Genomic DNA, 12716 nt, shown 5'->3' with positions numbered 1-12716 from the left:
CCCAGTTTATCGAGGATCGGCGTGCTAAGATGTGAATCCTTTGACGCGTCAATCGTTGCAGGATCAAAAAATGGCCGTTCATACCGCCGCCCATCACTCTAGCGGCCAGGTGCTGCCGTTCCGGGAGTCGCTACTGGCGATGCTCGGCGTGTCGTTCGTGACCATGCTGGTCGCGCTCGACCAGACTGTCGTGGGCACCGCGCTGCCGACCATCGTCGCCGAACTGCGCGGCTTCGAGCTTTACGCGTGGGTCGCCACGTCCTATCTGCTGACCTCGGTGATCACCGTCCCCATTTTCGGGCGACTCGGCGATTACTACGGCCGCAAACCCTTCGTGATTGCCTCGATCGTCGTGTTCACGGGCGCTTCGGTGCTGTGCGGCGCGGCCAACAGCATGGGCTTCCTCGTGATCGCGCGCGGGCTGCAAGGCATCGGCGGCGGCATGCTGGTGGGCACCGCGTTCGCCTGCATTCCCGACCTTTTCCCCGATTCGGTCGTGCGCCTGCGCTGGCAGGTGCTGATGAGTTCGGCGTTCGGCATCGCCAATGCAGTGGGGCCGTCGCTGGGCGGCTTTCTCACGCAGTACTACGGCTGGCGCTCGGTGTTCTACGTGAACCTGCCGGTCGGGCTGCTTTCGCTGTTTTTCGTCTGGCGTTATCTGCCGCATCTGCGCCATGTCGTGCACAAGGAGCGCATGCGTCTGGACTGGCCGGGCGCGCTGCTGATCGCCGTGACGCTCGGCAGCCTGCAGCTTTTCGTCGAGCGTTTGCCGGAGCACGGCGTGACGTTTTCGGCGCTCGGCCTGCTCGCGATTGCGGCGGCGTCGGGCTGGGCGCTCTGGCAGTGGGAGCGGCGCTGTCCGCAGGCGATTCTGCCCGTCGATATGTTCCGCAACGCCAGTCTCAACGCGCTCTTTACGCTGGCCGTGCTGGGCGGTTTCACGATGTTCTCGCTGCTGTTCTACGCGCCGCTGCTGTTCCAGGGCGGTTTCGGCATGTCGCCGAACGAGGCGGGCGTGGTCATCACGCCGCTGGTGGTGTTCATCACGATCGGCAGTATCGCGAACGGGCGCATCGTTTCGCGTATCCGCAATCCCAATTTGATGCTTTACATCGGCTTCGCCATGCTGGCGCTGTCGTGTTTCGCGGTCGCGCTGGCGTCGCACACCACGCCGCGCGCCTTGCTGATGACGCTGATGATTATCGGCGGCCTGGGGCTGGGTTTCGTGATGCCGAACCTCACCGTATTCGCGCAGCAGACGGCGGGCCGCGAGCATCTGGGCATCGCCACGGCGCTGCTGCAGTCGCTGCGCATGATCGGCGGGATGATCGGCACGGCGCTGACCGGCACGCTCGTCACGCAGCTGTATTCGAGCGGCGTGCACAAGGCGCTCGACGCCGATGGCGCGCTGCAATGGTTTTCGCAACTCGCCGATCCGCAGATCCTGATCAACCGGAACGCGCAGAACGCGCTCGTTGGCGAACTGGCGAAGGCCGGGCACAATGGCGCGCCGTTGCTCGAAGCCGCGCGCGAGGCGCTGGTCGGTGCGATCCATCTGGGTATTGCGCTGGCGGCGGTGATCGCGCTGGTGTCGGTCTGGCAGACGCGGCGCGTGCCGCTCATCACGCTGCGCCGCAAGGTCGAGCCGGTGATTCACGCCGATTGAGCGTGTTGGACTGAAACCCGCCCGCTACCGCCCGACAGCGCTACTCAGGAAAAACAGCAGGAAGACACAGCATGGAAGCACACGACCGCATCGCCATCGTTCAGCAATTCGGACGCACTTATCGTGCGTTCATGTCGGCGTTCGAGGCGCAGGTGGGTCATCCGATGCCGCGCTGGCGCATCCTGCTCGCGTTGCACGATCAGGACGGCGCGTCGTCGCAGAAGCGCCTGGTCGAGCGCCTGCGCGTGGACCCGGGCGCATTGACGCGCCAGTTGAAGCCGCTCGAAGCGCTCGGCTGGATCGAGCGCAGCGCCGACGAACGCGATAACCGCATCACCAACGTCAAGCTGACGGCCGCCGGCCGCGAAGTGGTCGAAGCGAGCCTGCCGCTTCGCAACGACTTCCTCGAACAGACGATGTCCTTGCCCGACGACGCGCTCACGGCGCTGTCGGGCGCGCTGCGCATGATGGAAGAGCGCATTGGCGTGGCGGCCGCGCTGGCGGCGGAAAACGCCGCCGGTACGACCTGACGCGCCAGGCTCTCAGAAAAACGTTTCGATCACTTCCGTCACGCGATACGCGTCGTCCAGCACCAGCAACTGACGCCACTTGTCGAAGGTGAGGCAGGGGTGCGAGATATCGAAGCCGATCATGTCGCCGACCTTGATATCCGCGCCGGCCGGAATCTGCAGATAGGCGTGCTGATCCATCATCTGGAACACCTGCCAGCCTTCCTTGGCGTCGATCTCGCGCGGCTTGCCATGCACTTCGCCATCGCGCGCCGGCCGATAGTGGCGCGACGCTTCCGGAAAGCCCGCATCGAAGGCCGCATCGCGCTTGCCGAAGCCGATGATCGCGCGGCCCGGCTCGGGAATCGACTGCACATACGCCCATAGCTGCAGCGCGGGCAGCAGCGCCACGCCCATTTCGCGCGCGACCGGATTGCGCGTGAGGATGTCCGATTGCGCCTGCTTGTAGACGCCCACGTCATGCGTCAGATAGCAGCCGGGACGCAGCACCACGTCGATCTTGCCCGCCTTGGACGCCTGCGCGAATTCTTCGGCGACGATGTCGTACCACGCCGATCCCGCGCCCGACAGCAGCGCCGGCGAACGCGAAAAGCGGCCCGCGGCGGCCAGTTCTTCGGTCACGTTGAGGGCGTCGCGCAGGAAGGTGCGCACTTCGCTTTCTTCCTTGAGCACGCCTTCGTAAATCTCCACGCCCGCAAGCTTGAGCGAATCCGGGTAACGCTCGATCGCTTCCAGCACGGCGCGGCGCGTTTCGGCGTCACGCACGCCGGTGCGTCCGCGCGGCACGCCCAGTTCCAGCAACACTTCGAGCTTGCGGTTCGCGGCGCGGAAGAATTCGCCGAGCTGCTCGACACCTTCCACCGAATCGACCAGACAGAAGAATTCGAAATCGGCATCGCTGAGCAGTTCGGCGATGATCGCCATGTTGCGGCGCCCCACGAGCTGGTTCGCCATCAGCACGCGCGAGATGCCGCCGCGATACGCCGCCCGCGTCTGATGCGCGGTGGCGAGCGTGATGCCCCACGCGCCGGTTTCGATCTGGCGGCGGAACAGCTGCGGCGCCATCGTGGTCTTGCCGTGCGGCGCGAGCTTCACGCCGTAGCGCGTGACGAATTCCTGCATCCACTTGAGGTTGTGCTCGACGCGATCCGCATAGAGAACGGCGGCCGGCAGGCTGACGTCTTCAGCGAGCAGATTCCATTCGAGGCGCCCCGCGTCGCCCAGCGGCACGCTCGCGCCGGGCACGTTGCCGAGGCCCTTGCTGTTCGGGTCGATCGTCGCACTCTGATAGTTTGTAACTTTCATGTAATCTCGCTCCATAATCTCTATAACGCCTGATATGACAGTATCGACAGCTTGAGGCGTTGACTCGCTGATAGTACACAAAGTACCATCGCTGCGTGAAATGTTATTTACTAACAGAGCCGTTTCCGCAGCTCGATTTGAATCTACCGCGCATCATATGAATTCCGCCGCCGAGCCCGCTCAATTCACCGGCCGCTTCGACATCGTCGCGCACATCGCGCAATGCGTGCCGGATCTGCGTCCGGCCGAGCGCGATGTCGCCGCGCTGATCCTCGACGATCTCGCCGCCGCCGCGCGCGCCAGCATCGGCGAGCTGGCGCAGCGCGCGGGCGTGAGCGTGGCGTCGGTTACGCGCTTCGCCAAAACCGTAGGGTGCCACGATGTGCGCGAGTTGAAGCTACGGCTTGCCCAGGCGGCCGCGGTGGGCGAGCGTTTCCTGCGCGCCGCGCCCGAACCTCAGGTGGCTAAAGGCGAGGCGGGCAAAGGCAAGCGCAAGAAGCGTGCGGCTCAAGCCGCCGCAGCGGCGGTTGCAAACGCCACCGCAGTCGACGAATCGCTTGCCTCGCGCGTCTACGAGGAAATCCACGGCGCGCTGGCGCGCAACCACGAACTGCTGCGCCAGGCGCCGTTCGCCGATGCCGCCGCGGCGCTGGCCAATGCGCGCATGATTTACGTGTTCGGCATGGGCGGTGGTTCCAGCGCGCTTGCCGACGAAATGCGCTTTCGCCTCGTGCGCTTGGGCCGGCCGGTCGCGTCGTACCAGGACAGCCTGTTGCAGCGCATGGTGGCGAGCACGTTGTCGCCCGATTGCGTGGTGGTCGCGTTGTCGGTCACCGGGCGCGTGCCCGAACTGCTCGACGCGTGCCGCATCGCGCGCGACTACGGCGCGAAACTGGTGGCGCTGACCGCGCCCGCTTCGCCGCTGGCGGCGATCGCCGACTGGCTGGTGCCGATCGTCGCCAGCGAAACCGATTTCATCTACAAGCCGTCGTCGTCGCGTTACGCGATGATGATGGCGCTCGACGTGCTCGTCACGGAACTCGCGCTCGCGCAGCCCGAGCAAAGCCGCGAATTGCTGCGCCGCATGAAACATGCGCTCGATGCGCATCGCGGCACGGCCGGACGTGGCGGCGAGCGGCAGCCGCTGGGCGATTGAGCGCACACTGCGAAAGCGCAGCCGCGCCGCCATCCGGATACGATCGACGATCGATCACTTCTTTCTGACGTTTGGGATCGACAGGAGACCCTGACATGCATTCGCATCCCGAAGCCGCCGACACCCTGATCGTCGGCGCCATGCTTTATGACGGTACGGGCGCGCCGCCGGTCGAACGCGACGTGGCGTTGCGCGACGGGCGCATCGTCGCCATCGGCAATCTGTCGAACTGGCTCGCCGAAGAGGTGATCGAAGCCGAAGGCCGCGCGCTCGCGCCCGGTTTCATCGACGTGCATACGCACGACGACACCCACGTGATCCAGGCGCCGCAGATGCTGCCCAAGATCAGCCAGGGCGTGACGACGGTGATCGTCGGCAATTGCGGCATCAGCGCGTCGCCGGTCTCGCTCAAGGGCGAGCCGCCCGATCCGATGAACCTGCTCGGCGCGCGCGACGCGTTCCAGTATCCGACCTTCAAGCATTACGTGGATGCCGTGAATGCGGCAAAACCGGCCGTGAACGTGGGCGCGCTGATCGGCCATACGGCGCTGCGCAACAACCATCTCGACGATCTCAAGCGCGCGGCGAACAGCGCCGAGATCGAGGCGATGCGCGCGCAACTCGAAGAGGCGCTGGTGCACGGCGCGCTTGGCCTGTCGACGGGCCTCGCGTACGGCTCGGCCTACGAGGCGTCGACCGAAGAAGTCGCCACGCTGGCGGAGCCGCTCGCGCTCGCGGGCGCGCTCTACACGACGCACATGCGCACCGAATTCGACGCGATTCTCGACGCGATGGACGAGGCGTATCACATCGGCAAGCATGCGCGTGTGCCGGTGGTGATTTCGCATCTGAAATGCGCGGGGCCGTCGAACTGGGGGCGCAGCACGGAAGTGCTCGAATCGATCGAACGCGTGCGCAAGTATCAGCCGGTGGGTTGCGACTGCTATCCGTATAGCCGCAGTTCGTCGACGCTCGATCTCAAGCAGGTGACGGGCGATATCGACATCACGATTACGTGGTCGACGCCGCATCCCGAACAGGCCGGCAAGCTCATCAAGGACATCGCGGCGCAGTGGGGCGTGTCGCAGCAGGAAGCGGGCAAGCGCCTGCAACCGGCGGGCGCGGTCTATCACAACATGTCGGAAGACGACGTGCGCCGCATCCTCTCGCATCCCGCGACGATGGTGGGCTCGGACGGGTTGCCGAACGATCCGCTGCCGCATCCGCGTCTGTGGGGCGCGTTTCCGCGCGTGCTCGGCCACTACGCGCGCGATGCGAAGCTGCTGCCGCTCGAAGAAGCGGTGCGCAAGATGACCGGTTTGTCGGCGCGCCGTTTTGGCCTTGAGCAGCGCGGCGAAGTGCATGTGGGCTGGCACGCCGATCTCGTGCTGTTCGATCCCGCGAAGGTGCGCGACGCCGCCACCTTCGACAAGCCGCAGCAGGTGGCCGAAGGCATCGACGCTGTGTGGGTGAACGGCGTGCTGTCGTATCGCGATGGCCAGCCGACCGGCGAGCGCGCCGGGCATTTCGTTGCGCGCGGTCCGCGCGATGCGAGCGCCGACGCGGCGGCATTTTAAGCACTCACTCGACCTCTGGCGCGCTGGCATTCGCTTGCGCGGGCGCGCCACACGAACTCAAAGGAGCAAACGATGAAACGATATGGAGTAGAAGGCGGCAAGGGCCAGGGCGGACAACATCTGCCGTTCGCGCGCGCAGTGGAAGCCGATGGCTGGCTGTTCGTCTCGGGCCAGACGCCGATGGAAAACGGCGAAGTGATCAACGGCGGGATCGTCGAGCAGTCGCACAAGACGATCCAGAACGTGTTCGCGATTCTCAAGGAAGCCGGTTATGGCCCGGAGCATGTCGTGCGTTGCGGCGTGTGGCTAGACGATGCGCGCGATTTTCAGTCCTTCAACAAGGTGTTCCGCGAGTACTTCGGCGATCATCCGCCGGCGCGCGCCTGCGTGCAGTCGAGCATGGTGATCGACTGCAAGGTGGAAGTCGATTGCGTTGCCTATAAGGCGCCGGCTGGGAAGTGAGGCGGGTGAGTGGGGCGCGCGGGCGCTTCGCTTGACGTGCAAGAAGTGAAGGAGCGGCTGCCGGCGTTAGCGGGTGGCCGTTTTTTCATGGGCATCGGCGTTGCGCGGCTTGCCTTCGTGGATCAGCAATTCGATTTTCATGCCGGCCGTGGCGGCCATATTCACAAGCATGTCGATGCTGAAGAGGTGGATCTTGCCGCGTACCAGATCGGAGATGCGTGGCTGCGTGACGCCGAAGAGGCTGGCCGCCTGCGCCTGCGTCATCTGATGGCGTTTGATGTGCTCTTCGAGTGCAAACATCAACTGGCAACGCAGGTCCATATTTGCGGCGTCGCCGGGTGTGTCTTCAAGCGCATCCCAGACATTGTCGAAGGTTTCGAATTTCACGATCGTTGCTCCTGGTTGCGGATTTCGCGATAGCGCCGCGCGGCGAGCGACATATCGGCAAAAGGAATTTGCTCGGTCTTCTTCCGGAAGCAGTGCAGCACGTAGATTGCTTCCCGAAACGTCGCCACGTAGAGCACGCGGAAAGCATTGCGGCCCTCGCGAATACGGATTTCTCGCGTGCCCGCTCCAACCGGCGTAACGGGTTTCCAGTCGTCGGGATCTTCCCCGGCCTGCACGAGGCGAAGCTGCTTTCCCGCCTCTTTCCGGGCATTGACGGGAAACGCCTGGAGATCTGCAAGGGCGCTGCCGCAGAACCTTACGCGCTTTTCAAGTTTGAGGTTATACAAAATCTTATATGCCCTCCAGCGATTTGAGCGATTCCGGCGTGCGCCGGAGATGACGTGGCTCAAGTCTCTGCAAGGGTGGCTGATCGCGCCCTCGATTCCGTCAAGGCGGGCTGCAACGTTAGCCATTCGGATAAGGGTGAGTTTCCCAATATATGAGCGACCCAATCACATATTGGAGATCGCAGAAAAACCGCCCTACAATCCGATGCATCCGATCCGACGTGTATCGCAGTCCAGAACGACGCCTGTCGAGATCGGCCAAACCTAAAGAAAAGCCCGCAGCCGCGCCTTCGATGCGCTCCAGCGGGCAAAACCGGAGACGTTTGCCATGTTCCAGCCCGCTCACTGCGCGGCCGTTCGCCGTCCGCCGTCCAGCGCCAATGCGCGCCGCTGCATCCCGAACCATGGCCCGCACGCCGTCGTCTGACGCCGCGCGCTCTTCTCCCGCCTTCCAGATCGACCTCGCCATGAACAAAGCGATGTCTCACCATCTCGCCGAAAGCCTCAACGGCATCGACGCCAACGCCGCGCCGAAGGTTGCGCCGAACGTCGCTTCGAACGTTGCTTCGAATGTCGCTTCGGCCGCACAAGTGCCTTCGCCCGCGCAGCCGCAAGCCAAAGCCCGCGCCGGTCACGACGAAATCGTCGGTTTGCCGGGGACGCTGCTCGACGGCTCGGCGCAAGCCGGCACGCAGACGCTGCTGCGCGGTCTCGCGATTCTCGAAGCCGCAGCGGCGGGCGTGCGCGATCTGCGCTCGTTCGGCGCCGTGCTCGGCACTACGCGCAGCACCACGCACCGGCTTGTCTCGAGCCTCGTGCAGGCGCGCTATCTGCGTCAGGTGCAGGGCGGCTATCTGCTCGGCCCGAAGCTGATCGAACTCGGCACCATCGCGCTCGAACAGATGCCGCTCACGGCGGTCGCGCGCACGCACCTCGAAGCGCTCGCCGATGCCACGCTCGACACGATTCACCTCGGCGTGCGCGACGGCGACGACGTGCTCTACATCGACAAGATTCCTGGCCAGCGCGGCCTGGAAATGCGCTCGCGCGTGGGGCACCGCATGCCGCTCGCGTCGACGGGCATTGGCAAGGCGATGATGCTCGACCTCGCGCCGCAGTCCTGGCGCGATCTGTTCGAAGCGTCGCGCCGCACGCTGGCGGCCGTGAGTTTCCGCCCCGATCACAGCCTCGACCCCGATACCTTCCTCAAGCGCATGGCCACCTATTCCGCGGGCGGCTACACCTTCGATCTTGAGGAAAACGAAGTGTCGATCCGCTGCGTGGCGGCGCCGGTGCGCGATGCGTCGGGCGCGATCGTCGCGGCGCTGTCGGTGGCGAGCACGATTCCCTATATGCCGCTCGAACGCATGGACGAACTGATTCCCGTGATCCAGCGCGAAGCGCGCGCGATTTCGCAGGAACTCGGCTGGCGCGCGCCGCAGCCCGCAACGCGCAGGATTCGCCGATGACCGGCCGCACGACTGAACACGCTATGGAACAGGGCAAAAACGCGGCACACGCTGCACCGGCGCTGATCGCGCTCGACTGGGGCACGACTTCGCTGCGCGCGTATCTCTTCGATGCGGCGGGCAAGGTGCTCGATACGCGCGTTTCGACGGCGGGCATCATGAATCTGCCGGTGCCGGCCGAAGAGGGCGGTTTCGACGCCGCCTTCGACGAAGCGTGCGGCGTGTGGCTCGCCGCCAGTCCGTCGCTGCCCGTGCTGGCCGCCGGCATGGTCGGCAGCGCGCAGGGCTGGGTGCAGGCGCCGTACGTGGAAACGCCCGCTGGCGAAGACGCGCTCGTGGCCGGCATCGTCACGGTGCGTGCGGCCTGCGGCGCGCAGGTTGCCGTGGTGCCGGGCGTGCTCGAACCGGGCGCGCTGCCGAACGTGATGCGTGGCGAGGAAACGCAGATCTTCGGCGCGTTGAGCGGCGAATCTTCGCAAGCCCAGGCACAAAGCGAAGCACAAGCCGAAGCACCGACCGCGCTGATCGGCCTGCCCGGCACGCACGCCAAATGGGCCGTGATGGAAGGCGCGCGCATCGCGCGTTTCTACACCTTCATGACCGGCGAGGTCTACGCGGCGCTCAAGGCGCACACGATTCTCGGCCGCACGATGAAGCTTCCGGCTGCACCCGACACGGCCGCGTTCCTGCGCGGCGTGACGGTGGCGCGCGAACACGGCAGCGCGGGGCTGCTCGCGACCGCATTCAGTACGCGCACGCTGGGTCTCACCGATCAACTGGCCGCCGACGAACAACCCGACTATCTCTCGGGTCTCGTGATCGGCCATGAACTCGCCGGGCTGGAAGCCGTGCTGGCGCGTCGCGACGTGGCGCTTGCGGCCTGCACGCCGCAACTGATTGGCGCCGATGCCTTGTGCGAGCGCTATCGGCTTGCGCTGGCGCAGTTCGGCTGCACCGGCGCGCGGATCGTCCACGCCGCCACCGAGCGCGGTCTCTGGCGCATCGCGGTGCGCGCGGGCCTTGTCCGTGCCGCTGCCTGAATTCGCATCGAACACGCAACGACGCAGCACACACAGGAAACGTCCATGCAACCCGAACTGAATCTGCCTGCTCCGTACACGCCTCACGCGGGCTTCGTGGCCGCGTTTGCGGCGTGCCGGATGATCGCGATCGTACGCGGCATCAAGCCCGCCGAGGCCGCCGAACATGGCCGCGCGATCTACGAGGCCGGTTTTCGCATTATCGAAGTGCCGCTCAACTCGCCGTCGCCGCTGGAAAGCATCGCGGCGCTGCGCGCGACGCTGCCGCCCGACGCGATGATCGGCGCGGGCACTGTGCTCTCGACCGAGCGCGTGCGCGATGTGAAGGCCGCAGGCGGCGAACTGATCGTCATGCCGCACGCGGATACCGACGTGATCCTCGCCGCAAAGCTGCAAGGCATGGCCTGCGTGCCGGGCGTCGCGACGCCGACGGAAGCGTTCGCCGCGCTCAAGTGCGGCGCGGACGGCCTGAAGATGTTCCCCGCCGAGCAGCTTGGCCCCGAAGTCACGAAGGCCTGGCGCGCGGTGGTGCCGGCGATCGTGCCGCTGTTGCCCGTGGGCGGCGTGAAGCCCGACAACATGGGCCCGCAACTGGCGGCGGGCGCGAGCGGCTTCGGTCTGGGATCGGCGCTCTACAAGCCGGGCCAGGACGTGGCCGCGACGCGCGCCAACGCGCTCGCCTTTATCGCGGGCTGGCACGAGACGGCGCGCGCGCAGGGTATCCACGCGGGCATGCCGGCGGGAGTCAAGGCGTGAACCGCCTGACGGGCAAGGTCGCGGTGGTGACCGGCGCGGGACGCGGCATCGGCGCAGCGATTGCGCGCGCGTTCGCCGCCGAGGGTGCAGCGGTCGTGCTCGCCGAACTCGATATCGAAACCGCGCAGGCAAGCGCGCGCGAGATCGCTGGGCAGACCGGCGCGAAAACGCTGGCCGTGCGTACGGACGTCACGCAATCCGCGTCGGTGCAGGCGGCGGTGAGCGAAGCGCAGCAGGCGTTCGGTCCGGTCGACGTGCTCGTCAACAACGCGGGCATCAACGTGTTCGCCGATCCGCTCACGATGACCGACGACGACTGGCGGCGCTGCTTCGCCGTCGATCTGGACGGGGTGTGGAACGGTTGCCGCGCCGTGCTGCCGGGCATGGTCGAGCGCCGCGCGGGCAGCATCATCAACATCGCTTCGACGCACGCGTTCCAGATCATTCCGGGCTGCTTTCCGTATCCGGTCGCGAAGCATGGCGTGATCGGCCTCACGCGCGCGCTCGGCATCGAATACGCGCCGAAGAACGTGCGCGTGAACGCCATCGCGCCTGGTTACATCGAGACGCAACTGACGCACGACTGGTGGAACGCGCAGCCGGACCCGCAAGCGGCGCGCCGCGCGACGCTCGAATTGCCGCCGATGAAGCGCATCGGCAAGCCCGAAGAAGTGGCGATGACGGCCGTGTTCCTCGCGTCCGACGAAGCGCCGTTCATCAACGCGAGTTGCATCACGATCGATGGCGGGCGCACGGCGCTGCATCACGAATAACGCAGTAAAACAGCAGTAAAAACGCAGTACCCAAAAAGCAGCACGAAGGCACAAAACGCAGCAAGACATTGCAGCACTTTCGCCGCAGCGCTGGCCGCGCGCGGGCGAAGGCAGAAAAAGGCGGCCGCCACCCTTCCCGTGACTGAAGAAGACAGGAGACTGACACCATGCAACGCAGGATTTTCCTCACGCTGATCGCCGCCGCGACGACTGCCGTGCTCGCCCATGCGCCCGTCGCACAAGCCGCCGATCCGGTGAAGATCGGCTTTCTCGTCAAGCAGCCCGAAGAACCGTGGTTCCAGGACGAATGGAAGTTCGCCGAAACCGCCGCGAAGGAAAAGGGCTTCACGCTGGTGAAGATCGGTGCGCCGTCGGGTGAAAAGGTGATGAGCGCGATCGACAACCTGGCCGCGCAAAAGGCGCAGGGTTTCATCATCTGCACGCCTGACGTCAAGCTCGGGCCGGGCATCGTCGCCAAGGCCAAGGCCGACGGCCTGAAGATGATGACGGTCGACGACCGTCTCGTCGACGGCGCGGGCAAGCCGATCGAGTCGGTGCCGCACATGGGCATTTCGGCCTACAACATCGGCAAGCAGGTGGGTGACGGCATCGCCGCCGAAATCAAGAAGCGCGGCTGGGACATGAAGGACGTCGGTGCCATCGACGTGACCTACGAGCAGCTGCCGACGGCGCATGACCGCACCAGCGGCGCAACCGACGCGCTGGTCGCCGCCGGTTTCCCGAAGGCGAACATCGTGATGGCGCCGCAGGCGAAGACCGACACGGAAAACGCCTTCAACGCCGCCAACATCGCGCTGACGAAGAACCCGCAGTTCAAGCACTGGGTTGCCTACGCGCTGAACGACGAAGGCGTGCTCGGCGCCGTGCGTGCAGCGGAAGGCCGCGGCTTCAAGGCCGACAACATGATCGGCATCGGAATCGGCGGTTCGGACTCGGCGTTGAACGAGTTCAAGAAGCCGCAGCCGACGGGCTTCTACGGCACCGTCATCATCAGCCCGAAGCGTCACGGCGAAGAAACCTCGGACCTGATGTACGCATGGATCACGCAAGGCAAGGAACCGCCGAAGCTCACGCTGACGACGGGCATGCTGGCCACGCGCGACAACGTGGAAAGCGTGCGTCAACAGATGGGTCTCGCGTCGAAGTAAGCGCTGGATAAAGGTTGTTAGGTGTTTCCCGCTGCGGGGCGCTTGCAAGACCGAGGGTTTTGCGCAGCGCGCCCGCGGC

13 protein-coding genes are annotated in these 12716 nt (G+C 65.5%); 10 read left to right on the top strand and 3 right to left on the bottom strand.

Annotation, left to right across the window (positions count from 1 at the left end):
• Positions 1–70 precede the first annotated feature (70 nt).
• A complete protein-coding gene (locus tag G3N59_RS18130; RefSeq protein ID WP_205984019.1) occupies positions 71–1666 on the top strand; it encodes an MDR family MFS transporter in 1596 nt (531 codons plus the stop codon).
• 71 nt (positions 1667–1737) lie between these two features.
• Entirely contained in the window at positions 1738–2196 is a 459-nt protein-coding gene (locus G3N59_RS18125; protein WP_205984018.1) for a MarR family winged helix-turn-helix transcriptional regulator, read from the top strand.
• 12 nt (positions 2197–2208) lie between these two features.
• Here the strand turns inward: G3N59_RS18125 and G3N59_RS18120 are convergent, their stop codons facing one another.
• A complete protein-coding gene (locus G3N59_RS18120) occupies positions 2209–3501 on the bottom strand; it encodes an amino acid deaminase (RefSeq protein ID WP_205984017.1) in 1293 nt (430 codons plus the stop codon).
• Between the two features lie 157 nt (positions 3502–3658).
• Between G3N59_RS18120 and G3N59_RS18115 the strand changes: the two genes are divergently transcribed.
• From G3N59_RS18115 to G3N59_RS18105, 3 genes are all read left to right on the top strand, one after another.
• Complete coding sequence (locus tag G3N59_RS18115) at positions 3659–4657, top strand: MurR/RpiR family transcriptional regulator (protein WP_205984016.1); 999 nt, start codon at positions 3659–3661, stop codon at positions 4655–4657.
• A gap of 95 nt (positions 4658–4752) precedes the next feature.
• Positions 4753–6234: a D-aminoacylase gene (locus tag G3N59_RS18110; RefSeq protein ID WP_205984015.1), complete on the top strand. Its 1482-nt coding sequence runs from the start codon at positions 4753–4755 to the stop codon at positions 6232–6234.
• A gap of 72 nt (positions 6235–6306) precedes the next feature.
• A complete protein-coding gene (locus tag G3N59_RS18105; protein WP_027815644.1) occupies positions 6307–6696 on the top strand; it encodes a RidA family protein in 390 nt (129 codons plus the stop codon).
• Positions 6697–6762: 66 nt separating this feature from the next.
• On the opposite strand, the gene G3N59_RS18100 is transcribed toward G3N59_RS18105, so the two are convergent.
• Positions 6763–7083 (bottom strand): XRE family transcriptional regulator, encoded by a 321-nt coding sequence (locus G3N59_RS18100; RefSeq protein ID WP_205984014.1) that lies wholly within the window; start codon positions 7081–7083, stop codon positions 6763–6765.
• Complete coding sequence (locus tag G3N59_RS18095; RefSeq protein ID WP_346777900.1) at positions 7080–7493, bottom strand: type II toxin-antitoxin system RelE/ParE family toxin; 414 nt, start codon at positions 7491–7493, stop codon at positions 7080–7082. Before G3N59_RS18095 ends, G3N59_RS18100 begins: the two co-directional genes overlap by 4 nt.
• A gap of 404 nt (positions 7494–7897) precedes the next feature.
• Between G3N59_RS18095 and G3N59_RS18090 the strand changes: the two genes are divergently transcribed.
• The 5 genes from G3N59_RS18090 (at position 7898) to G3N59_RS18070 (ending at position 12637) form a co-directional block, all read left to right on the top strand.
• The gene (locus tag G3N59_RS18090) at positions 7898–8899 is read left to right on the top strand and encodes an IclR family transcriptional regulator (protein ID WP_205984012.1); all 1002 of its coding nucleotides are present in this window, start codon (positions 7898–7900) and stop codon (positions 8897–8899) included.
• Between the two features lie 23 nt (positions 8900–8922).
• A complete protein-coding gene (locus G3N59_RS18085) occupies positions 8923–9939 on the top strand; it encodes a 2-dehydro-3-deoxygalactonokinase (protein ID WP_241023557.1) in 1017 nt (338 codons plus the stop codon).
• Positions 9940–9984: 45 nt separating this feature from the next.
• Positions 9985–10695 carry a 2-dehydro-3-deoxy-6-phosphogalactonate aldolase gene (locus G3N59_RS18080; protein WP_205984010.1) on the top strand — a complete coding sequence of 237 codons (711 nt, stop codon included), beginning with the start codon at positions 9985–9987 and terminating at the stop codon, positions 10693–10695.
• A complete protein-coding gene (locus tag G3N59_RS18075; protein WP_205984009.1) occupies positions 10692–11468 on the top strand; it encodes an SDR family oxidoreductase in 777 nt (258 codons plus the stop codon). Before G3N59_RS18080 ends, G3N59_RS18075 begins: the two co-directional genes overlap by 4 nt.
• Positions 11469–11635: 167 nt before the next feature.
• Positions 11636–12637 (top strand): arabinose ABC transporter substrate-binding protein, encoded by a 1002-nt coding sequence (locus tag G3N59_RS18070; RefSeq protein ID WP_205984008.1) that lies wholly within the window; start codon positions 11636–11638, stop codon positions 12635–12637.
• Positions 12638–12716: the final 79 nt, after the last annotated feature.

This window comes from Paraburkholderia sp. Ac-20340 (assembly GCF_017104965.1).
Classification (GTDB): Bacteria; Pseudomonadota; Gammaproteobacteria; order Burkholderiales; family Burkholderiaceae; genus Paraburkholderia.
The sequence above is the reverse complement of the archived record's forward strand: the minus strand, read 5'-3'. Positions and strand labels throughout refer to the sequence as shown.